The organism is uncultured Rhodoblastus sp. (genome assembly GCF_903903185.1).
Classification (GTDB): domain Bacteria; phylum Pseudomonadota; class Alphaproteobacteria; order Rhizobiales; family Beijerinckiaceae; genus Rhodoblastus.
In genome coordinates, this window is sequence record NZ_CAIUXT010000160.1 from 1 (window position 1) to 19,386 (window position 19,386).

The window sequence follows — 19,386 nt, forward strand, 5'->3', positions numbered from 1 at the left end:
CGCACCCACGGTTCCGCGATCTTTACCCGAGGCGAGACGCAGGCTCTGGTGGTCGCGACGCTCGGCACCGGCGAGGACGAGCAATTCATCGACTCGCTGGAGGGGACCTACAAGGAACACTTCCTGCTGCATTACAACTTCCCCCCCTACTCGGTCGGCGAGACCGGCCGCATGGGCACGCCGGGCCGGCGCGAGATCGGCCACGGCAAGCTCGCTTGGCGCGCGATCCGCCCGATGCTGCCGACGGCGGCGGAGTTCCCCTACACGATCCGCGTCGTCTCCGAGATCACCGAGTCGAACGGCTCGTCCTCGATGGCGACGGTGTGCGGCTCCTCGCTCGCCCTCATGGACGCGGGCGTCCCGCTCAAGCGCCCGACCGCCGGCATCGCCATGGGCCTGAGTCTGGAGGGCGAGCGCTTCGCCGTGTTGTCCGACATTTTGGGCGACGAGGATCATCTCGGCGACATGGACTTCAAGGTCGCCGGCACGGAGGTGGGCGTCACTTCGTTGCAGATGGACATCAAGATCGCCGGCATCACCGAGGAGATCATGAAGGTCGCGCTCGGCCAGGCCAAGGCCGGCCGCCTGCACATCCTGACCGAAATGGCCAAGGCGCTGACCAACGCCCGCGCGGAACTTGGCGAATTCGCGCCGCGCATCGAAACGATGAAAATCTCGACCGACAAGATCCGCGACGTGATCGGGTCGGGCGGCAAGGTGATCCGCGAGATCGTCGAAAAGACCGGCGCCAAGATCAATATCGACGACGAGGGCACGGTCAAGATCGCCTCCAGCGACGGCAATGCGATCAAGGCGGCGATCGCCTGGATCAAGTCCATCGCCTCCGATCCGGAAATCGGCCTGATCTATGACGGCACCGTGGTCAAGACCACCGATTTCGGGGCCTTCGTCAATTTCTTCGGCGCCAAGGACGGCCTCGTTCATATCTCGCAGCTTTCGAGCCAGCGCGTCGCCAAGACCACCGATGTCGTCAAGGAAGGCGACAAGGTCAAGGTCAAGCTGCTCGGCTTCGACGATCGCGGCAAGGTGCGCCTGTCGATGCGCGTGGTGGATCAGACCACCGGCGAGGATCTTGAGGCCAAAGCCAGGGCGGAAGCCAAGGAAGAGGCGGATACGCAGGCCTGACGGCCAGCCATCGTCATGCCCGGCCTTGTGCCGGGCATCCACGCCAGGACGCAGCCACTTTCGTCAACGAAATGGCGTGACTCCTGGCCTATTTCGGAATGATTTGGCCCGGTTGGTCGGCATGAATGGCCGTGACAAGCACGGCCATGACGGATGGGACGACAAAAAAAAAGGCGGCCTCGACGGGCCGCCTTTTTTCTGCGCCGTTTTTCCGGTTCTATTCGATATCGCCCTTCAAACTTCCCGGTTGCGGCATCGAAATGGCGTTGTAGCCCGAATCGACGAAATGCACTTCGCCGGTCACCCCGGCGGCAAGATCGGACAGGAGATAGAGCGCCGAGCCGCCGACATCCTCGATCGACACGTTGCGGCGCAGAGGCGCGTGGTTCTTCTGGAAATTGAACATGAAGCGGGCGTCGGCGATGCCGGCGCCGGCGAGGGTGCGGATCGGCCCGGCGGAAATGGCGTTGACGCGGATGTTCTGCTCGCCGAGATCGGCGGCAAGATAGCGCACGCTGGATTCAAGCGCCGCCTTGGCGACGCCCATCACATTATAATTGGGCATGACGCGCGTCGAACCGCCATAGGTCAGGGTCAAAAGCGCGCCGCCTTTGGGCATCAGCTTCATCGCCCGTTGCGCGATCTCGGTGAAGGAAAAGGCCGAAATCACCATGGTGCGCGAAAAATTCTCGCGCGTGGTGGAATCGACATAGCGGCCCTTCAATTCGTTGCGGTCGGAAAAACCAATCGCGTGGACGACGAAATCCAGCGTCCCCCACTGGCTCTCAAGCTCGGCGAACACCGCATCGACGCTGGCGATATCCTCGACATCGCAGGGCAGCGTGACGGTCGAGCCGAGGCTTTCGGCCAGCGGCTTGACGCGCTTGCCCAGCGCTTCGCCCTGGTAGGTGAAGGCGAGTTCGGCGCCCTCGGCGGCCAGGGCCTGGGCGATGCCCCAGGCGATCGAATGGTCGTTGGCGACGCCCATGATCAGGCCCCGCTTTCCGTTCATCAAGCCCTTGGCGGAAATCGTCATCTAAAAAACTTTCGGTCAGGCATCGACATGTTTGAAGATCAGCGTCGCATTGGTTCCGCCAAAACCGAAGGAATTGGACAGGACCGCGCCAAGCGTCTTGTTGTCCTGGCGCTGGCGCAGGATGTTCATGTCGGCGAAGGCGGGATCGAGGCGCGTGATATTGGCGCTCTCGCAGATGAACCCATTCTGCTGCATCAAAAGGCAATAGATCGCCTCCTGCACCCCCGCCGCGCCGAGTGAATGCCCGGTCAGCGACTTGGTGGCGGAAATCGGCGGGCATTTGTCGGCCCCGAATACCGCCCGCAGCGCCTCGATCTCCTTGAGATCGCCGACCGGCGTCGAAGTGGCGTGGGGATTGATGTAATCGATCGGAATCTTGCAGGTCGAAAGCGCCATGCGCATGCAACGCTCGGCGCCTTCGCCCGACGGCGCGACCATGTCATGGCCGTCGGAGGTCAGGCCATAGCCGGCGAGTTCGGCGTAAATCTTGGCGCCGCGCGCCCTGGCCCGCTCATATTCTTCGAGCACCAGCACGCCGGCGCCGCCGGCGATGACGAAACCGTCGCGGCTCTCGTCATAGGCGCGCGAGGCCGTGGCCGGCGTCGCGTTATAGGACGAGGACATCGCGCCCATGGCGTCGAACAGAACCGAAAGCGTCCAGTCGAGATCCTCGCAGCCGCCGGCGAACATCACGTCCTGCTTGCCGTATTGAATCATTTCGGCGGCGTTGCCGATGCAATGCGACGACGTCGCGCAGGCCGACGAAATCGAATAATTGACGCCCTTGATCTTGAACCAGGTCGCCAAAGTCGCCGAAGCGGTCGAGGACATGCATTTGGGCACGGCGAAGGGGCCGACGCGCTTGGGCCCCTTGCTGCGGGTGATGTCGGCGGATTCGACGATGACGCGGGTCGAGGGGCCGCCGGAGCCCATGACGATGCCGGTGCGCGGGTTGACGATGTCGCTCGTCTCCAGACCGGAATCGGCGATGGCCTGGTCCATGGCGACATGGTTCCACGCCGTGCCCGTGGCGTGAAAGCGCATGGCGCGGCGATCGACCAGCTTTTCCGGGTCGAGCGTCGGCGCGCCGTGAACCTGACAGCGAAAGCCCAGTTCGGCGTATTTCTCGGCCCGCACGATGCCTGAGCGCGCCTCGCGCAGCGAGGCCAGAACTTCGCTGGCGTCATTGCCGATGGAAGAAACAATGCCGATGCCGGTGACGACGACGCGTCTCATGACTTCACCCCTTTTGGCCTTGCGGCGGCTTTATTTTTTGTGCGCGCGGCAAGCCGCGAGCAGAGTCCCTCGCATAAGCCCGGCGTCGCGGTCGCTCCTGACCGCTCCGCTTGCGCGGAGCGGTAACCCAAAGGTTTGTCAGGCCGCCGGCTGGAACAGGCCGACGCGCATATCCTTGACCTCGTAGATCCGCGCCCCGTCGGCCTCAAGCCAGCCGTCGGCGATGCCGAGGATCAGCTTGCCCTTGAACACGCGTTTGAACTCGACGCCATAGACGACCTTCTTGACGCCGGGCAGCACCTGATTGGCGAATTTGACCTCGCCGACGCCGAGCGCCCTGCCGCGTCCCTTGAGGCCGAGCCAACCGAGGAAAAAGCCGGTCAATTGCCAAAGGGCGTCGAGACCGAGGCATCCGGGCATGACCGGATCGCCATGAAAATGGCAGCCGAAGAACCACAGGTCGGGATGGATATCGAATTCGGCGCGCACATGGCCCTTGCCGTTGACGCCGCCCTCCTCGCTGATCTCCACGATCCGATCGAACATCAGCATCGGCGGCAGCGGCAATTGCGCATTGCCCGGACCGAAAAGTTCGCCGCGCCCGCAGGCCAGGAGGTCTTCATAAGCGAAACTGGAGCGTTTCTCGCCCATCTGGGACATTTCCCCTAAAGCTTGAGCTCCGGCGGAGCCTCGAGGTGGTTTCGGCGTTGAAATTTTCCAGCATTGAAGATTTTTATGCGGAAGCCGCCGGAATGGATAGAAGGGGCTTCTAACACAGCCGTCGCAGGGCCGAAAGCCGAACGAAACGAAGAATCATGCGGATTCCCGCAAGAGGATGGCCCCGGCGCCGCGACCTTTTGCCGCGCCAAAAAGCTTGCCGTCGAGCGAAATACCGCGGCGGCGAACCCAAAGGCGCCGCACGGCGTTATTGCCGGCGAGCGAGCAAAAGTCTATATGGAGCGATGGCGCTTTGCTCGGGGCCAAAATGCTTTCGCCGGTTTCTGACCGGCTGTTTGAAGGAAGGAGGGAGGCTTCATGACCAGGATGGAAACCGACGCCGTCTCCCGCGTCAAGCGGCCTCCCCGCCGGAAACCGGCCAGGGCGGGCGATCTCGATGGCTGCCCGATGCACGATCTTCGGCGCAAGCTGAGCGCCGCCGGCCTGCGTCCGACGCGCCAGCGCCTGCGGCTCGGCTGGCTGCTGTTTGGCTCCGGCGACCGCCATGTCACCGCCGAGCGCCTCTATGACGAAGCTTTGGCCGCCCGCGCGCCGATTTCGCTCGCCACCGTCTATAATACGTTGAACCAGTTTTCATCGGCAGGACTGTTGCGGGAAATCGCCGTCGATGGCGCGAAAACCTATTTCGACACCAATCTCGCCGACCATCAGCATTTTCTGACCGAAGAGGCGCATCTGCTGGTGGACCTGCCCCGGCAACTGATCGATTTCAGCCAATTGCCCGAACTGCCGGAGGGCATGGAGATCGCCCGCGTGGACGTGGTCGTGCGCCTGCGTCGCAAGCCGAGCTGACAGGAACGCCTCCGCGCCCGCCTGGATCGCAGGCAGGATGTGGACGAAAAATCCCCGATTTCGCCAATGGCCAACGACGGGTCCGGGAAAGCCCGGTCCCGCCGGGTTGTCGTCTCAGCCGGCGCCCGGGTCGGACTCGCGGCCCGACGGTTCCGACGGCAATACGCCGGAACCGGGACAGGCGTCGTAATTGGTCAATTCCGGACGCGCATGGGGGCCTGCCATCGGCATGGTCTGAGCGGGTTTGGCGGTATCGACCTTCGGGACGACGACGGGTTTCTGCAATTCGACGGCTTGGGTCATGATCGCCTCTTGCGTCAGCCTGACAAAGAATCGCTCAGCCTGTTTTTCAGGCGCGATCTTTTTTTGAGCAGTTCGCATTAAACCACGATCCCGTTTTTTTGCATCGCGGTAATTTGTCGCAATGCGACGTAAATCTGCGCGCCACAATTTTCGGCGCCGAAAATTGTGGCGCCGCGATTTGGGCGGCTGGCGCGGCGGTTTGAAAAATTGCCGACCTTGCACAAGGAGAATTCAATTTAAACAATTATTTAGGTGATTTCCACGATTCCGCAACGGGTGAAAATCATCTAGCCGCACAGAGGCGCGCAAGCTAAAAGCCTTTCATGACCCTTCCCGCCGCCCGCGATGTTTCCTTTTGCGCCCGCAAAATCCGGCGCGTCGTGCTGGCCGATTTCCGCTCCTGGGCGGCGCTCGACCTGCGCGCTTCCTCCGGCATGGCGGCGCTGGCGGGCGATAATGGCGCCGGGAAAACCAATCTGCTCGAAGCCTTGTCGCTGTTCACGCCGGGGCGAGGGCTGCGCCGCGCCGATCTTGGCGAAATGCCACGTCAAAACGGCGGCGGCGGCTTCAGCGTCTCGCTCGAAATCGCCGGCGAGGCCGGCGGATTGCTGCAATTGGGAACCGGCCTCGAAATGGTCGAGGGCGTGGGCCAGCGCAGGTTCCGCCTCGACCGCGAGCCGATTTCTTCCGCCCGCGCTTTCGCCGATCATGTCCGGATCGTCTGGCTGACGCCGTCGATGGACGGTCTGTTCACCGGCCCGGCGGGCGAAAGGCGGCGCTTTCTCGACCGGCTGGTGCTGGCGGTGGACAGCGAACATGGCGCGCGCGTCAATGCGCTGGAGCGCGCCCTGCGCAATCGCAACCGGTTGCTGGAGGAGCGGCGCGGCGAAAAAATCTGGCTCGACGCCGCCGAACGCGAAATCGCCGAACTCGCCGTTTCCGTCGCCAGCGCCCGGCGCGAGACGGTGGAGCGCCTCGCCGCCCTGATCCGCGCCGGACGCGACGACGATTCGCCCTTTCCCTGGGCGGAAATCGCGCTGGAGGGCGAGATCGACCTTTTGGTCGCCGAGCGCCCCGCGCTGGAGGCGGAAGACGCATTTCGCGCCCTTTTGCGGGGTAGCCGCGCCCGCGACGCCGCCGCGGGCCGGACCCTGATCGGCCCGCAGGCCAGCGATCTCGCCGTGCTGCACGGCCCCAAGCAATGCCAGGCGCGGCGCGCCTCGACCGGCGAGCAGAAGGCTTTGCTGGTCGCTCTGGTGCTCGCCCATGCGCGGCTGGTGGCGGCGATGAGCGGCATCGAGCCGATCGTCCTGCTCGACGAAATCGCCGCTCATTTCGACCCGTTGCGCCGCCGCGCGCTGTTCGACGCGCTGCGCGCGCTCGGCGGCCAGGTATGGATGACCGGGGCGGACGTGAGCCTGTTCGACGATCTGCGCGGCGGCGCCGATATTTTCGCCGTGGCGGGGGGCAAGATCTCGCCCGTCTCGTCCGGGGACGGCGCGCCATGAACGAAATTTTGCGCGCCAGAACATTGCTCAAATCGGTGTTCGGCTTCGAGGCTTTCCGCCCCGGCCAGGAGGAGATCGTGGCGGCGGTGTTTTCCGGCGATCCGGTGCTCGCGGTCATGCCGACCGGCAGCGGCAAAAGCCTGTGCTACCAGCTTCCCGCCTTGCTCGGCGAGGGACTGACGCTGGTCGTCTCGCCGCTGATCGCGCTGATGCGCGATCAGGTCGGCCAGATGCAGGCGCTGGGTCTCGCGGCGGCCACCCTCAATTCGCAGACCAATGAGGCCGAGGCGCGCGAGACCTGGGCGCTTATTCGCGCCGGGTCGCTCAAATTGCTGTTCCTGTCGCCCGAGCGCCTCGCCATGGACGGTCTAATGGAGGCGCTGTCCACCGCCGGAGTCCGGCGCGTGGCGGTGGACGAGGCCCATTGCATCTGCGAATGGGGCCATGATTTCCGCCCGGAATATCGCATGATCCGGCAGTCTGTCGAACGCCTTGGCGCGGTTCAGGTCATCGCCTTCACCGCCACCGCCGACCGCGCCATGCGCGTCGAAATCACCGAGCGGCTGTTCGACCGGAAACCGCAAATCTTCGTCCATTCCTTCGACCGGCCGAATATTTCGCTGTCCTTCGCGCCAAAAGACCAGCCGAAAAAACAATTGCAGGGGTTCCTTTCGCCCCGGCGCGGCCAAAACGGCATTGTCTATTGCGCCTCGCGCGCCGGAACCGAACGGCTGGCCGAATTTTTCGCCGAACAGGGTTTCGACACGGTCGCCTATCACGCCGGCCTCGATTTTTCGCGGCGCAACGCCAATCAGGACCGGTTCTTGCGAGAGGACGGCGTCGTCGTTTTCGCCACGGTGGCGTTTGGCATGGGCGTCAACAAGCCGGACGTGCGCTTTGTCGCCCATGCCGACATGCCCTCCTCGATCGAGGCCTATTATCAGGAAATCGGCCGCGCCGGCCGCGACGGCCTGCCCGCCGACGCTTTCACGCTTTACGGACTGGAGGACATGGCGCTGCGCCGTCGCCAGATCGACGAAAAGGCGCTTGACCCCGAGCGCCGACGCGTCGAGCATCAGAGATTCGCCGCGCTGGCCACGCTCTGCGAGGCGACGTCATGCCGGCGCCAGATTCTGCTCGCCCATTTCAACGAGGAGGCCGCGCCTTGCGGACGCTGCGACGTCTGCCAGGGTCGGGTGGCGCTGCGCGACGGCACGGTCGAGGCGCAAAAGGCGCTTTCCGCCGTCTATCGCACCGGCCAGCGTTTCGGCGCCGGCTATTTGAGCGATCTCCTGACCGGCGCGGAAAACGAGGCCCTGCGCCGCAACGGCCATGACGCGCTCAAGACCTTCGGCGTCGGCGCGGACCAGAGCAAGCAGCAATGGGCCTCGACCTTTCGCCAGCTTTTCGCCGCCGGGGCGCTGGCCGTCGCCAGCGCCGAGCATGGCGGCTTCGCGCTGACCGAAAAGGGCAAGGCGATTCTTCGCGGGCGCGAAAATTTTACCTTGCGCGCCGATCCGCCGAAACAGAAATCGGAGAAAAAATCGTCTCGCGCTCCCGCGCGCGAAGGGGAACAGGACCCGGCGGAGGCGAGAATTTTCGAGGCTCTGCGGAAATTGCGCCGCGAACTGGCCCAGGATCAGGGATTGGCCGCCTATATGGTCTTCGCCGACCGGACGCTTCTGGAAATGGCGGAGCGCCGCCCGGCCACGCTGGAGGATTTGAGAACCATCCACGGCGTCGGCGAGCGCAAGCTGGCGCTTTACGGCGAGGCTTTTCTGGAGGCCATCGCGCTGGCGGGAGCGTGAGACAAGGTTTGTTCCCTTCTCCCCTTGCGGGAGAAGGTGGCCCGAAGGGCCGGATGAGGGGGCGATTCCGCGTAAAGCACGATGCAGGCGAAGGCCGCCCAATCTCAGAGAGCGTTTCTGCGGCCAACCCCTCATCCGTCTCGCCCTGTCGGGCGATCCACCTTCTCCCGCAAGGGGAGAAGGGAGTCGGCTCAATGCACGCTCATCGTCGCCAGCTGGTGTTCCCAGGCGTTGGCGACCGCCGCGTCTTTGGTGTCGGCCAACAGGATCGGAGCGCCATCGGCGCCGAGCAGCGCGAACAGCTGCAATCCGGGCCGCAAGCCTTGCAATTGCGGAAACAGCGCCTGCGCCTCCTCCGACTTCATCGGCCGGACATAGGCGATGGCCCCTTCGCCCCAATGGGCGAACTGGTCGGCCGTCAAGCCGCCGGGAGCGGAATTGATTTGCTGGTTGTTCATCTTCTTTATCCTTTCCGCGCGCTCGTTCGAGCCGCGCTGGCGTACGGACTGACATTCAGCTCCGAACTGTGATCTCAATGGTCTTAACGATTCGCTCCGGTTCGGGGCGAACAAGATCGACCGACAATAATCCATCGGCCAGATCGGCGCCGAGAACCTGCATCCCCTCCGCGAGGAGGAATGAACGCTGGAACTGGCGCGCGGCGATGCCGCGATGCAGGAACTGACGCTCCCGGTCGTCCTGCTGGCGTCCGCGAATGACCAATTGCCCCTCCTCCAGGGTGATGGACAATTGTTGCCGCGTAAACCCTGCTACCGCGAGGGTGATGCGCAGGCGCTCCGGCACATCGGCTTCGCAAGCGAGGCGTTCGATATTATAGGGCGGATACCCGTCCGAAGCGGTCCTTGTGACCCGCTCCAGAGCCTTTTCAATATCGTCGAAGCCCAGAAGAAAGGGCGAGTTCATCAAGGTCGGACGCGACATTGCGAAGCCCTTTCAGGCGCTTCGTGAAAGTCGAGGGCCCGAAGCGCCCCCACGGTTTGCACCGCAACAAAGATATGGCGCCAGATTTTCGTCATTTCAAGGGCGCGCATGCGCAGCAGGGCGATTGCGCTAACAGGATGCTGAAAAAGGGTTTTTGACCCTCTGAAATCGACAATCCCATTCGCGATGCCGATAATTTTATTACTATAAATCAATGAATTAGTCAATTGCGCGCATTGCGGACGGGTCGTTCCGAGGCCGAGAAAAGCGAGATTCCGCGACTTTTTCAGCAGCCGGCTAAAGGACGTCGTCGGGCGCGAGCGCGCAGGCGAGATGCGGTTCGATTTCGATTTGGATCGTCGGGTGATCGATCCTGAAGCGTTTCGCCAGTTCGATCGCCAGATCGTGCAGGAAAGCGTCGCCTGGATGACCGGCCGGCATGACCAGATGGCAGGTCATGGCGGTTTCGGTCGCGCCGATCGGCCAGACGTGCAGATCGTGGATCGCCGCCACCCCTTCGCGGCTCGACAGCAAGGCGCGCACCGCCGCCGGGTCGATTTGCGCGGGGACCGCCGCCATCGACATGCCCAGCGAATCGCGCAGCAGACCCCAGGTTCCCCAGACGATGACCGCGTTGATGGCGAGGCTGACAACCGGATCGAGCCAGAGCCAGCCGGTCAGCAGGATCACCAGACCGGCGACGACCACGCCGGCGGAGACCAGCGCGTCGGAAGCCATATGCAAAAAGGCGCCGCGCAGGTTGATGTCGTTTTTACCGCCCGAGGCGAACAGCCAGGCGGTGAGGCCATTGACGGCAATGCCGATGGCGGCGACGATCATCACCGTCCTTTCCGCCACGGGTTCGGGCGACCCCAGCCGCAGAACCGCCTCCCAGGAGATGGCGCCGACCGTGACCAGCAGGAACACCGCGTTGAACAGCGCCGCGAGGATCGACGAGCCGCGCAAGCCGTAGGTAAAACGCACCGTCGGCGCGCGCCGCGCCAGTTCGCTCGCGAGCCAGGCCACCAGCAGCCCGAGCACATCGCCGAGATTATGCCCGGCGTCGGCCAGCAGGGCGACCGAATTGCTCAGAACGCCATAGATGGCCTCGACCGCCACAAATCCGGTATTGAGAACAATGCCGATGGCGAAAGCCTTGCCGAAACTGGCGGGGGCGTGCGCGTGCCCGCCGCCATGCGCATGCGCGCCATGATCGTGGGCATGGCCATGTCCATCATGGTCGTGATGATGATCGTGATCGTGGTCGTGATGGTCGCGATTTTGGGTCTGGCTCATGGGCGCGTAGCCTTTCCGGTCGCTCCCCTACAACCTGAAACGACGACAGGAGCAAGCGAAATGTCCCGCGCGGGGCCCGTCAGGCCGGAGCGCGCGGCGCCTTGACGGGTCCGACATCGACCTGGATTTCGTCGCCCTCGACGCGCACGGGGTAGGGATGGAGCGCTTTGTCGGTCGTGTGGGTCACGCATTTGCCGCTGGCGACGTCGAACCCCCAATGGTGGTGCGGACAGGTGAGAATCCGGCCGTCGAATTTCGCCTCGTTGAGCGGCACGTCGGCATCCGGGCAACGCCCGCGATAGGCCTTGAGTTCGTCGCCCGCCGGCCAGACCACCAGCACGTTTTTCTTGCCCGCCTGAAAGAAGCCGAGCCCGCCTTCGGGAACAGCGTCTTTGGAACAGATGAAGGTGAAAGCCATGGGCGCGCCTGCCAAAGAGAACATTCTCTTCGAACGTGAGGCAATTTGCGGGCCAGAACAAAGGAAAACTTCGAGGCGGTCCGGGGCGAGCGCCCCCTCCGCTGTCTTGCCGCGCGTTCAAGCCGCCCGGCGCCGGAGCTTACAGCATGCTCGGCAGCACGCGGTCCGGCGGACGGTGGCCGTCCATGAAGGTCTTGACATTGATGATGACTTTTTCGCCCATGTCGATCCGGCCTTCGAGCGTCGCCGAGCCGAGGTGCGGCAACAGCGTCACCTTGCCGGCCTTGGCGAGCTTGAGAAGTTTCGCCGAGACGGCGGGTTCATGTTCGAACACGTCGAGGCCGGCGCCGGCCAGTTCCCCCGCCTCCAGCATTCGCGTCAAGGCGTTTTCGTCGATGATCTCGCCGCGCGACGTATTGACCACGATGGCGCCGGAATGAAGGTATTTGAGTCGCCGCGCGGACAGAAGGTGAAACGTCCCCGGCGTGTGCGGGCAATTGACCGAGACGATGTCCATCCGCGCCAGCATCTGGTCGAGCGAATCGAAATAGGTCGCGCCCAGTTCCTGCTCGACGGCGGCGGAGACGCGGCGGCGGTTGTGATAATGGATCGACAGGCCGAATGCCTTGGCGCGGCGGGCGAGTCCCTGGCCGATGCGGCCCATGCCGACAATGCCAAGCCGTTTGCCGGTGATTCGCCGGCCCAGCATCCAGGTTGGCGACCAGCCCGTCCAGCCACCTTCCACAAGGGCGCCGGCGCCTTCGACAATGCGGCGCGAAACGGCGACGATCAGGCCCATGGCCATGTCGGCGGTGTCCTCGGTCAGCACGCCGGGCGTGTTGGTGACGGTGATGCCGCGGCGCAAAGCCGAGGTGACGTCGATATTGTCGACGCCATTGCCGAAATTGGCGATAAGCTTCAATTGCTCGCCGGCCTGGGCGATCAGATGGGCGTCGATACGGTCGGTGACCGTGGGCACGAGCACGTCGGCGGTCCTGATCGCCTCGACCAGTTCGGCATGGGTCATGGGATGGTCCGTCTCGTTGAAACGGGCGTCGAACAATTCGCGCATCCGCTCCTCCACCGGCTCGGGCAGTTTGCGGGTCACGATAACGAGCGGATTGATTTTGCCCATGACTTTCCCGTTCCTCCTGGCCCCGGTTGGCGGACGGTCGAGCCGTCCGTTATTGCGCCCGGCGGCGCCGGCTTTCACCGGTCGTTAACGATCTTCGAGCGACAAGGACCTGACCGAGATCAATCCCGTTTCCCGTGTTCTTTGCTTCCTAGCAGATGGAGGCGCAAAAACAAGAATGACGAAACGGGTTCGATGCCTTTGCGACGAATTGGCAAGACAGACGGAAGACGGCGCGATGACGAATGGGCCGAAAAAGACGATTGTTCCAGTCCTTTCATTCGGGCGGGGAATTTTTACCGCGTCCGCCTTTTTCATTGCGGCGATGAGCGCCCTGCCGGTCCTCGACGGCGGCTGCGCGCGGGCGCAGCAGGCGGGTTCGGCCACCGGCCTCGCCATTCCCCGCTATGTCAGCCTGAAGTCCGATCACGTCAATCTGCGCGAGGGTCCCTCCAAGGACCATGCCACCAAATGGATTTACCAGCGCGCCGGCCTGCCGGTCGAAATCACCGCCGAATTCGAGACCTGGCGGCGCATCCGCGATTCAGAAGGCGCGGAAGGCTGGGTCCTGCATTCGCTGTTGTCGGGCAAGCGCACGGCCCTGATCTCGCCATGGAAGAAGAACACGCCGCCCTTGCCGCTTTACGGCCTGCCGCAGGAGGGCGCCAATGTCACGGCGAGGCTCGCGCCGGGCGTCGTCGCCGGCGTGAAAAGCTGCGACGGCAGCTGGTGTCGCCTCAAGGGCGAGGGCTATGACGGTTTCATGGGCCAGACCAATTTATGGGGCGTCTATCCCGGCGAAAAGGTGGAGTAGGCCGGTCTCATGCCTCCGGCGCAGGGTTGGAACCGGGTGCAGGCTCGTTCGGAATTACGGGGAAAGGGCGATGAAAGCTGAAATGGTGACAACGGCGCTCGAACTGCCGGGCTATCGGGTGACAGCCAATATCGGAATCGTTCGCGGCATTGTCGTGCGCTCGCGATCCATCTTCGGCAATATTGGCGGGGCCTTGCAAACCTTGTTTGGCGGCAATATCTCCGTCTATACCAATTTATGCGAGCGAACGCGCACCGACGCCTACGAGATGATGTGCGCGCACGCCGCAGCCAACGGCGCCGACGCCATCCTGGCGATGCGCTACGACGCCAATGAAATCATGAGCGGCGTCACCGAAGTCATCTGCTACGGCTCCGCCGTCGTTGTCGAGAAGGCAAGCCCATGAACTGGACGGTCCCCGCCGGATTTGGCCTTGTAGTCCTCGGGGCGGCCGCCTTGCTGGGGCAATTGTGGCTCGCCTTTTGGGACCCCGAAACCTTCGTGAAAATAATGATCACGCTTGGCGTGCTTCTGGCATTGGTCATCGCCTGGAATCTGGTCCAGCGGGAAAGTCGCGACAGCGCGAGACTGCGCGACAAAAGCAAGCTTCAATAATCGACGCCGACCGGATCGAGCCCCACCGCCGGCGCCACCTGCGCGCAGGGCGTCGGCGAGACACCGTAGGCGTTATTTGCCAAAGCCGAAATGCTCAGGCGTGGGTTATGACGTTCATGGTCCAGACCAATCTTGGCGACGTCTATCCCGGCGAAAAACTGCAACGCGTTTCAGCGCGCCTCGATCAAGAATTCCAACCTTTTGGTCACCGAGGCGTCGCCCTCCCAGGACCGGCCGTTGTTGGCGCGGATGACCAGATTGCCGGCGCGCCGGATCGCGATCGACAGATCGCGCGTTCCCGGCGCCCCGACCGCGCCACCCTGCTGCGCTTTCCAATGACTATAGGTCACCGCCGCCGCATCCGGCGGATCGAAGGCGACGCTCCAGGCATAGCCGGTCGAAGGGTTTTCGCTCAGCCGCAATTCGATGGTCTCGCCGACGCGGACGAGGATCGGCGCTTTCGCATCGGCTTCGGTCAGCACGGTCGCGGCCGCGGCGTTGCCGCCAAGCGTTATCAAGGCGACACCAAACAGGGCATGAAACATTTTCGGCGCATAAATCATTTTAGGAGTCCTTGTTTCGCGAGGCTCAATAATCGACGCCGACGAGATAAAGCCCGGCCGCCGGCGCCACCTGCCCGCAGCGCGCGCGATCTCTGGCGCGCAGGGCCTCGGCGAGGTCCTGGCGCCGCCATTTGCCCGAGCCGACATGCTCCAGCGAGCCGACCATCGAGCGCACTTGCCGGTGCAGAAAGGCGCGCGAGCTGACGCAGATGTGAATCTCGTCCTTCGGCGCGCGGAAAACGTCGAGACGGTCGAGTGTGCGCACCGGGTTTTCGGCCTGGCATTCGGAATCGCGAAAAGTCGTGAAATCGTGGCGGCCGATCAAGACCTGCGCCGCCTCATGCATGGCTTCGGCGTTCAGGGGCCGCTTGACCAGCCAGGCGCGGCCATGATCGAAAGTCAGCGGCGCGCGGCGGTTGGCGATGCGGTAAAGATAATGCCGTGTCTTGGCCGAAAAGCGGGCGTCGAAAGTCTCCGGCGCCGCCTGCGCCGAGAGAATCGCGACTTTTTCCGGCCGCATATGGGCGTTGAGCGCGTCGCGCAATACATCCGTGCGCCAGACATTTTGCAGATCGACATGGCCGACCTGGGCGCAGGCGTGGACGCCGGCGTCGGTGCGCCCGGCGCCGCGCAGGCCGAACGGGCCGGGTTCGAGTTTTTTCAGCGCCGTCTCGATCACTTCCTGAACCGACAGGCCGTTGGCCTGACGCTGCCAGCCGACATAATCGGTCCCGTCATATTCGATGAGCAATTTATAGCGCGGCATGGCTCGCTTCAGACAGACTGGCGCCCGGCGCCAGTCGCGCCCCGCGCAAGAATTCCGCCCCCGAGACCGGACCGCGCCCCGCCCGCTGCACGTCCAGCAAAGCCAGCGCCCCGGCGCCGCAAGCGATGCGTGGCGTCTCGTCGAGAATTTCGCCCGGCGCCCCTTTGCCCTGCGCCAACGCCGTGCGCAAAATCTTGACGCGCTCGCGGCCCTTGCCGAAATCCAGTTCGAAAAAGGCGCCAGGAAAGGGCGACAGGCCCCGCACCAGATCGTGCAGCTTGCGCGAATCTTGCGCAAAATCCACGCGGGCTTCCGCCTTGTCGATTTTTTTGGCGTAGACGACGCCTTGTTCCGGCTGTGGCTCGAAGGTCAGCGCGCCGCGCTCCAGCGCCGCCAGCGCCGCCAGCGCGCGGCCGATCAGGTCGGCGCCGAGCAGGGTCAACCGGTCATGGGCCTCGCCGGCGGTCATGTCGGGGGGGACCTTCAGTTTTTCCGACATGGCGATGGGGCCGGTGTCGAGCCCTTCCTCCATCCGCATGACCATGATTCCGGTTTCGCTGTCGCCTTCGATGATCGCGCGCTGGATCGGGGCCGCGCCGCGCCAGCGCGGCAGCAGCGAGGCGTGCAGATTGAGGCAGCCGTATTTCGGCGCGTCGAGCACGTCCTTGGGCAGGATAAGCCCATAGGCGACGACCACCGCGACATCGGCATTGAGGGTTCGTAACTCCGCCAAAGTTTCGGGGTCGCGAAAATTCTTCGGCGTCCGAATGGTCAAACCATAACGCTCGGCGGCGGCATGGACCGGCGAGGGCGTCAGCTCCAGCCCGCGCCGCCCCGCGGGCTTGGGCGCGCGCGTATAGACCGCGACGATCTCATGGCCGCGCCCAAAGATTTCCGCCAGCGGCGCCAGCGCGAAATCCGGCGTGCCCATGAAGATGACGCGCATGTTTCAGCCCCGCTTTTCGCGGATTTCCGGGGCTCTTTCGAACTTTTTGGCGCCGGGCTCGCTGCGCGCCGCCTTGGTGAATTTCTTGATCGCTCGTTCGCGCTTGAGCCGCGACAAATGGTCGATGAACAACCGGCCTTCAAGATGGTCGATCTCATGTTGCAGACAGGTGGCGAGCAGGCCGTCCGCGTCGATCTCCCGCATAATATTTTCGCGGTCGAGATAGCGCACCCGGATCCTCGCCGAACGCGACACGTCCTCGTAATATTCGGGGATCGAGAGGCAGCCTTCCTCGTAAACCGATTCCTCTTCCGAGGTCTCAAGTATTTCCGGATCGACGAAAAAGCGCGGCGCCGGCGGCTCGCCCTTCTTGGAAAGGTCCATGACGATGACGCGTTTGGCGACGCCGATCTGGATCGCCGCGAGCCCAATGCCCGGCGCGTCGTACATGGTCTGCAGCATGTCGTCCATAAGGGCGCGCACGCTATCGTCGACGACGCCGACCTTTTCGCTGACGGCGCGCAATTGCGGATCGGGCAGGCACAGAATCGGGCGTATGGCCATGGAGCGGACTTTCGAGTTTGATTTCAAGAAATAAGGGCGGTGCGCGCCGACGTCAAATCCGGTTTGCCAGCGAAACTGTTTTATGTTCTATTTTTGTTCATTTGTTCTTGCTTGAATCGCGCCATGACCGATCGCCTGCTGTTCGAAATTCACGCCACGCCCGTCTCCTTGTTCGAGTTTCTGGCGGCGGTCGCGGTATTCGCTTTGCTGCTGCTAGCCTTTGCGGCCTTGCGCGGTCCGGGCGGCCGACGCCGGGCCGAGAGCGACGCGCAAATGGCGGCGCTCGCCCGCAACCACGCCGAAATGGCAGGGCGGATGCAGACTTTGGCCGAAATTCTCGGCGGCAGGCAGGCGGATTTCGCGCGCGCGGTCGCCGAAAAACTCGATTCCTCGTCCCACCGGGTCAATGAAAGGCTGGAGACCTCGTCGCGCGCCACTCTCGAAAATCTCGGCGCCCTCAACGAGCGGTTGGGCCTGATCGACGCGGCGCAGGCGCGGCTCGCCGGACTCACGCAGGAAGTGGTCGGGCTGAAGGAGATTTTGGGCAACAAGCAGACGCGCGGCGCCTTCGGTCAGGGGCGGATGGAGGCGATCGTGCGCGACGCCTTGCCGGGCAGCGCCTACAAATTCCAGCATACGCTCTCGACCGGCGCGCGGCCCGATTGCGCCTTGCGGCTGCCCGGCGACGACAAGATTCTGGCGGTGGACGCCAAATTTCCGCTCGAAGCCTTTACCGCGCTCAAACAGGCCCGCGACGGCGCGGTGCGGAAAATGGCGCAGGCGCGGGTGCGGGCCGATCTCGGGAAGCATATCAAGGACATTGCCGAGCGCTATCTGCTGCCGGGCGAAACCCAGGACGTGGCGATCCTTTTCGTGCCCTCGGAATCGCTGTTCGCCGAACTGCACGAATCGTTCGAGGACGTGATCCAGAAGGCCCACCGCGCCCGGGTGCTGATCGTCTCGCCCTCGCTGCTGATGATGGCGATTCAGGTGTTGCAGGCTCTGGTGCGCGACGCGCTGGTGCGCGATCAGGCCCATGTGATTCAGGCCGAAACGCGGCGCCTCGTCGAGGATGTGCTGCGGCTGCGCCAGCGCGTTTTGAAGCTGGAAGGCCATTTCCGGCAGTCGCAGGAGGATGTCTCGGCGATTCTGGTCTCATCGGAAAAGATCGCGCGAACGGGCGAGCGGATCGAGAAGATCGATTTTGTGCAGCCGCCGGAAGGGCCGGAAGTTTTGTCGGCGGCGCAGTGACAACACGATCTATCCAGCCCACCCCTCATGGTGAGGAGCCCGCAAAGCTGGCGTCTTGAACCATTGGCGGCAGACGAAACTTTTCCAAAGCGGCGGCGGAAAAGTCGCGGCCAACGACGCCCTCGCCCTTCGAGACAGCCGCTGCGCGGCTTCCTCAGGGTGAGGGGAATCCTGCGGTTCGTCGGATTGCTCAAAGCACGAACCGCGCCTCCACTTCCGCAAAGGGCGCCACGACCTGATTGGCCGTGCGGGCGAGCAGGCCAAGCCGGGTCAGTTCCTGCACGTCTTGGTGCACATTCTTGTAATCGCGTCGCAACGCCGCGGCCAGCGCCTTGATGCTGGGGGCGGGATGATGGCGCACATGGCGCAAGAGGTTCAGCCGTTTGGGGGTCAAGGCCGCGAGCAAAGATTCCAGATCACGAAAAGTCAGATGGGTCTCATCGACAATTTCGCCCGCTTCCGCGCGTCGCCAGGCGTCGACGAACCGCCGCCCCATGTCCTCGGCGTCGCCGATATGGATACGGATATTGTCGCTCATGAATCACCTCGCATTTTCTTCACGTCGGCCAGAAAATCGGACACCAGGGCCTCAGGAGTCGTGAAAGGATAGGGTTCCTCGCGATCCGTGAAATGCTTGTGGTCGCCCTTGCCCCGCTCGTTGTCGTAGCCGACAAGGCGCTGGCCCGGCCGGCCATAGAACAGACTATATTTCAGCCGATGCGCGCTGCCCTCGACCGGTTGCGGAACCAGCCAGATGACCATTTCGACAATGGCGCCATCGGCATATTCCATCCGGTCATAGAAAACGCGCGTGGCTTTCATATGGCCCTTGATACCATAATTTCTTCTATGGCGTCCAGAGCCATGGATGGGGACTCACAAATCCGTCCGGCTCCGCATCGCCGCCGCCAGCGTGCCCTCGTCGAGGTAATCCAACTCGCCGCCGACCGGCACGCCGTGGGCGAGACGGGTGCATTTGACGTGGAGATGGGCCAGCAATTCGGTGATGTAATGCGCCGTGGTCTGGCCATCGACGGTGGCGTTGACGGCCAGAATCACTTCGCGCACGCCGCCTTGGGCGACGCGTCCGACCAGTTTTGAAATATTGAGATCGTCCGGACCGACGCCGTCGAGCGGCGACAGCGCGCCGCCGAGCACATGATATTGCGCGGACAACACCCCGGCGCGCTCCAGAGCCCAGAGGTCGCCAATGGTCTCCACCACCACGATGGCGCCGGGGTCGCGGCGCGGATCGTTGCAGATCGCGCAAGGGTCGCCAGTGTCGATATTGCCGCAGACCGAGCAGGTGACGATTTTTTCTTTCGCCACGCGCATGGCCTCGGCCAAAGGCCCCAACAGTTCCTCGCGCTTGCGGATCAGATGCAGGGCGGCGCGCCGCGCCGAACGCGGCCCCAACCCCGGCAGCCGAGCGAGCAATTGGATCAGCCGCTCGATTTCCGGTCCGGCGATGCGTTCGGCCATGAAAAATTAGTCCGGGAATAGCGCCAGGAG

25 protein-coding genes are annotated in these 19,386 nt (G+C 63.6%); 8 read left to right on the forward strand and 17 right to left on the reverse strand.

Annotation, left to right across the window (positions count from 1 at the left end; translation table 11 throughout):
- The coding region (gene pnp / locus QZY01_RS15240) for a polyribonucleotide nucleotidyltransferase (protein ID WP_294538581.1) at window positions 1-1,146 on the forward strand (1,146 nt) is incomplete at its 5' end.
- Between the two features lie 217 nt (window positions 1,147-1,363).
- Here the strand turns inward: pnp and fabI are convergent.
- The 3 genes from fabI to fabA form a co-directional block, all read right to left on the reverse strand.
- Entirely contained in the window at window positions 1,364-2,182 is an 819-nt protein-coding gene (gene fabI, locus QZY01_RS15245; RefSeq protein WP_294538585.1) for an enoyl-ACP reductase FabI, read from the reverse strand.
- A 15-nt stretch (window positions 2,183-2,197) separates the two neighbouring features.
- Complete coding sequence (gene fabB / locus QZY01_RS15250; RefSeq protein WP_294538587.1) at window positions 2,198-3,418, reverse strand: beta-ketoacyl-ACP synthase I; 1,221 nt, start codon at window positions 3,416-3,418, stop codon at window positions 2,198-2,200.
- Between the two features lie 138 nt (window positions 3,419-3,556).
- Window positions 3,557-4,069 (reverse strand): 3-hydroxyacyl-[acyl-carrier-protein] dehydratase FabA, encoded by a 513-nt coding sequence (gene fabA, locus QZY01_RS15255; RefSeq protein WP_294538590.1) that lies wholly within the window; start codon window positions 4,067-4,069, stop codon window positions 3,557-3,559.
- A gap of 474 nt (window positions 4,070-4,543) precedes the next feature.
- Between fabA and irrA the strand changes: the two genes are divergently transcribed.
- Window positions 4,544-4,948, forward strand: coding sequence for an iron response transcriptional regulator IrrA (irrA, locus tag QZY01_RS15260; protein ID WP_294538680.1), 405 nt, complete (start codon window positions 4,544-4,546; stop codon window positions 4,946-4,948).
- A 114-nt stretch (window positions 4,949-5,062) separates the two neighbouring features.
- On the opposite strand, the gene QZY01_RS15265 is transcribed toward irrA, so the two are convergent.
- The gene (locus QZY01_RS15265; protein WP_294538593.1) at window positions 5,063-5,251 is read right to left on the reverse strand and encodes a hypothetical protein; all 189 of its coding nucleotides are present in this window, start codon (window positions 5,249-5,251) and stop codon (window positions 5,063-5,065) included.
- 323 nt (window positions 5,252-5,574) lie between these two features.
- Here QZY01_RS15265 and recF point away from each other — a divergent pair, with 323 nt between their 5' ends.
- Together recF and recQ are read left to right on the forward strand one after the other, a co-directional pair.
- Entirely contained in the window at window positions 5,575-6,759 is a 1,185-nt protein-coding gene (gene recF, locus QZY01_RS15270; protein WP_294538597.1) for a DNA replication/repair protein RecF, read from the forward strand.
- Window positions 6,756-8,567: a DNA helicase RecQ gene (recQ, locus tag QZY01_RS15275; RefSeq protein ID WP_294538599.1), complete on the forward strand. Its 1,812-nt coding sequence runs from the start codon at window positions 6,756-6,758 to the stop codon at window positions 8,565-8,567. Before recF ends, recQ begins: the two co-directional genes overlap by 4 nt.
- A 191-nt stretch (window positions 8,568-8,758) precedes the next feature.
- Here recQ and QZY01_RS15280 read toward each other — a convergent pair whose 3' ends face one another.
- The 5 genes from QZY01_RS15280 to QZY01_RS15300 form a co-directional block, all read right to left on the reverse strand.
- Entirely contained in the window at window positions 8,759-9,025 is a 267-nt protein-coding gene (locus QZY01_RS15280; protein WP_294538601.1) for a DUF1150 domain-containing protein, read from the reverse strand.
- A 55-nt stretch (window positions 9,026-9,080) separates the two neighbouring features.
- Complete coding sequence (locus QZY01_RS15285; RefSeq protein ID WP_294538604.1) at window positions 9,081-9,509, reverse strand: Hsp20 family protein; 429 nt, start codon at window positions 9,507-9,509, stop codon at window positions 9,081-9,083.
- A gap of 297 nt (window positions 9,510-9,806) precedes the next feature.
- Complete coding sequence (locus QZY01_RS15290) at window positions 9,807-10,805, reverse strand: cation diffusion facilitator family transporter (RefSeq protein WP_294538606.1); 999 nt, start codon at window positions 10,803-10,805, stop codon at window positions 9,807-9,809.
- A gap of 79 nt (window positions 10,806-10,884) precedes the next feature.
- Window positions 10,885-11,223, reverse strand: a complete 339-nt coding sequence (locus QZY01_RS15295; RefSeq protein ID WP_294538607.1) for a Rieske 2Fe-2S domain-containing protein — start codon at window positions 11,221-11,223, stop codon at window positions 10,885-10,887.
- Window positions 11,224-11,362: 139 nt separating this feature from the next.
- A complete protein-coding gene (locus tag QZY01_RS15300; RefSeq protein ID WP_294538610.1) occupies window positions 11,363-12,358 on the reverse strand; it encodes a D-glycerate dehydrogenase in 996 nt (331 codons plus the stop codon).
- Between the two features lie 322 nt (window positions 12,359-12,680).
- Here QZY01_RS15300 and QZY01_RS15305 point away from each other — a divergent pair, with 322 nt between their 5' ends.
- The 3 genes from QZY01_RS15305 (at window position 12,681) to QZY01_RS15315 (ending at window position 13,784) form a co-directional block, all read left to right on the forward strand.
- A complete protein-coding gene (locus tag QZY01_RS15305) occupies window positions 12,681-13,169 on the forward strand; it encodes an SH3 domain-containing protein (protein WP_294538681.1) in 489 nt (162 codons plus the stop codon).
- Between the two features lie 70 nt (window positions 13,170-13,239).
- Window positions 13,240-13,575 (forward strand): heavy metal-binding domain-containing protein, encoded by a 336-nt coding sequence (locus tag QZY01_RS15310; RefSeq protein WP_294538613.1) that lies wholly within the window; start codon window positions 13,240-13,242, stop codon window positions 13,573-13,575.
- Window positions 13,572-13,784, forward strand: coding sequence for a hypothetical protein (locus tag QZY01_RS15315; protein ID WP_294538616.1), 213 nt, complete (start codon window positions 13,572-13,574; stop codon window positions 13,782-13,784). Before QZY01_RS15310 ends, QZY01_RS15315 begins: the two co-directional genes overlap by 4 nt.
- Here QZY01_RS15315 and QZY01_RS15320 read toward each other — a convergent pair.
- From QZY01_RS15320 to def, 5 genes are read right to left on the reverse strand one after another with little or no spacing between them, the layout of a single operon-like run.
- Window positions 13,778-13,948, reverse strand: a complete 171-nt coding sequence (locus QZY01_RS15320; RefSeq protein WP_294538619.1) for a hypothetical protein — start codon at window positions 13,946-13,948, stop codon at window positions 13,778-13,780. The genes QZY01_RS15315 and QZY01_RS15320 overlap by 7 nt on opposite strands.
- 6 nt (window positions 13,949-13,954) lie before the next feature.
- Window positions 13,955-14,347, reverse strand: coding sequence for a protease inhibitor I42 family protein (locus QZY01_RS15325; protein WP_294538621.1), 393 nt, complete (start codon window positions 14,345-14,347; stop codon window positions 13,955-13,957).
- Between the two features lie 25 nt (window positions 14,348-14,372).
- Entirely contained in the window at window positions 14,373-15,113 is a 741-nt protein-coding gene (truA, locus tag QZY01_RS15330) for a tRNA pseudouridine(38-40) synthase TruA (protein WP_294538623.1), read from the reverse strand.
- A complete protein-coding gene (gene fmt / locus QZY01_RS15335) occupies window positions 15,100-16,059 on the reverse strand; it encodes a methionyl-tRNA formyltransferase (RefSeq protein ID WP_294538626.1) in 960 nt (319 codons plus the stop codon). The genes truA and fmt overlap by 14 nt, the downstream gene beginning before the upstream one ends.
- A gap of 3 nt (window positions 16,060-16,062) precedes the next feature.
- Window positions 16,063-16,623, reverse strand: coding sequence for a peptide deformylase (def, locus tag QZY01_RS15340; RefSeq protein WP_294538630.1), 561 nt, complete (start codon window positions 16,621-16,623; stop codon window positions 16,063-16,065).
- Window positions 16,624-16,746: 123 nt separating this feature from the next.
- On the opposite strand from def, the gene rmuC reads away from it, so the two are divergent.
- Window positions 16,747-17,874, forward strand: coding sequence for a DNA recombination protein RmuC (rmuC, locus tag QZY01_RS15345; RefSeq protein WP_294538633.1), 1,128 nt, complete (start codon window positions 16,747-16,749; stop codon window positions 17,872-17,874).
- Window positions 17,875-18,064: 190 nt separating this feature from the next.
- Here rmuC and QZY01_RS15350 read toward each other — a convergent pair whose 3' ends face one another.
- The 3 genes from QZY01_RS15350 to recR are packed head-to-tail and all read right to left on the reverse strand — an operon-like array spanning window position 18,065 to window position 19,356.
- Complete coding sequence (locus QZY01_RS15350) at window positions 18,065-18,412, reverse strand: hypothetical protein (RefSeq protein WP_294538635.1); 348 nt, start codon at window positions 18,410-18,412, stop codon at window positions 18,065-18,067.
- Window positions 18,409-18,696 carry a DUF6516 family protein gene (locus QZY01_RS15355; protein WP_294538638.1) on the reverse strand — a complete coding sequence of 96 codons (288 nt, stop codon included), beginning with the start codon at window positions 18,694-18,696 and terminating at the stop codon, window positions 18,409-18,411. Before QZY01_RS15355 ends, QZY01_RS15350 begins: the two co-directional genes overlap by 4 nt.
- Before the next feature lie 54 nt (window positions 18,697-18,750).
- Window positions 18,751-19,356, reverse strand: a complete 606-nt coding sequence (gene recR, locus QZY01_RS15360; RefSeq protein WP_294538641.1) for a recombination mediator RecR — start codon at window positions 19,354-19,356, stop codon at window positions 18,751-18,753.
- Window positions 19,357-19,386 lie beyond the last annotated feature (30 nt).

What these genes read in the sequence shown, in the direction of transcription:
- fabI (WP_294538585.1), bottom strand. Translation starts at nt 2,182, where the DNA reads ATGACGATTTCCGCCAAGGGCTTGATGAACGGAAAGCGGGGCCTGATC.
- fabB (WP_294538587.1), bottom strand. Translation starts at nt 3,418, where the DNA reads ATGAGACGCGTCGTCGTCACCGGCATCGGCATTGTTTCTTCCATCGGC.
- fabA (WP_294538590.1), bottom strand. Translation starts at nt 4,069, where the DNA reads ATGGGCGAGAAACGCTCCAGTTTCGCTTATGAAGACCTCCTGGCCTGC.
- irrA (WP_294538680.1), top strand. Translation starts at nt 4,544, where the DNA reads ATGCACGATCTTCGGCGCAAGCTGAGCGCCGCCGGCCTGCGTCCGACG.
- QZY01_RS15265 (WP_294538593.1), bottom strand. Translation starts at nt 5,251, where the DNA reads ATGACCCAAGCCGTCGAATTGCAGAAACCCGTCGTCGTCCCGAAGGTC.
- recF (WP_294538597.1), top strand. Translation starts at nt 5,575, where the DNA reads ATGACCCTTCCCGCCGCCCGCGATGTTTCCTTTTGCGCCCGCAAAATC.
- recQ (WP_294538599.1), top strand. Translation starts at nt 6,756, where the DNA reads ATGAACGAAATTTTGCGCGCCAGAACATTGCTCAAATCGGTGTTCGGC.
- QZY01_RS15280 (WP_294538601.1), bottom strand. Translation starts at nt 9,025, where the DNA reads ATGAACAACCAGCAAATCAATTCCGCTCCCGGCGGCTTGACGGCCGAC.
- QZY01_RS15285 (WP_294538604.1), bottom strand. Translation starts at nt 9,509, where the DNA reads ATGTCGCGTCCGACCTTGATGAACTCGCCCTTTCTTCTGGGCTTCGAC.
- QZY01_RS15290 (WP_294538606.1), bottom strand. Translation starts at nt 10,805, where the DNA reads ATGAGCCAGACCCAAAATCGCGACCATCACGACCACGATCACGATCAT.
- QZY01_RS15295 (WP_294538607.1), bottom strand. Translation starts at nt 11,223, where the DNA reads ATGGCTTTCACCTTCATCTGTTCCAAAGACGCTGTTCCCGAAGGCGGG.
- QZY01_RS15300 (WP_294538610.1), bottom strand. Translation starts at nt 12,358, where the DNA reads ATGGGCAAAATCAATCCGCTCGTTATCGTGACCCGCAAACTGCCCGAG.
- QZY01_RS15305 (WP_294538681.1), top strand. Translation starts at nt 12,681, where the DNA reads ATGAGCGCCCTGCCGGTCCTCGACGGCGGCTGCGCGCGGGCGCAGCAG.
- QZY01_RS15310 (WP_294538613.1), top strand. Translation starts at nt 13,240, where the DNA reads ATGAAAGCTGAAATGGTGACAACGGCGCTCGAACTGCCGGGCTATCGG.
- QZY01_RS15315 (WP_294538616.1), top strand. Translation starts at nt 13,572, where the DNA reads ATGAACTGGACGGTCCCCGCCGGATTTGGCCTTGTAGTCCTCGGGGCG.
- QZY01_RS15325 (WP_294538621.1), bottom strand. Translation starts at nt 14,347, where the DNA reads ATGATTTATGCGCCGAAAATGTTTCATGCCCTGTTTGGTGTCGCCTTG.
- truA (WP_294538623.1), bottom strand. Translation starts at nt 15,113, where the DNA reads ATGCCGCGCTATAAATTGCTCATCGAATATGACGGGACCGATTATGTC.
- fmt (WP_294538626.1), bottom strand. Translation starts at nt 16,059, where the DNA reads ATGCGCGTCATCTTCATGGGCACGCCGGATTTCGCGCTGGCGCCGCTG.
- def (WP_294538630.1), bottom strand. Translation starts at nt 16,623, where the DNA reads ATGGCCATACGCCCGATTCTGTGCCTGCCCGATCCGCAATTGCGCGCC.
- rmuC (WP_294538633.1), top strand. Translation starts at nt 16,747, where the DNA reads ATGACCGATCGCCTGCTGTTCGAAATTCACGCCACGCCCGTCTCCTTG.
- QZY01_RS15350 (WP_294538635.1), bottom strand. Translation starts at nt 18,412, where the DNA reads ATGAGCGACAATATCCGTATCCATATCGGCGACGCCGAGGACATGGGG.
- QZY01_RS15355 (WP_294538638.1), bottom strand. Translation starts at nt 18,696, where the DNA reads ATGAAAGCCACGCGCGTTTTCTATGACCGGATGGAATATGCCGATGGC.
- recR (WP_294538641.1), bottom strand. Translation starts at nt 19,356, where the DNA reads ATGGCCGAACGCATCGCCGGACCGGAAATCGAGCGGCTGATCCAATTG.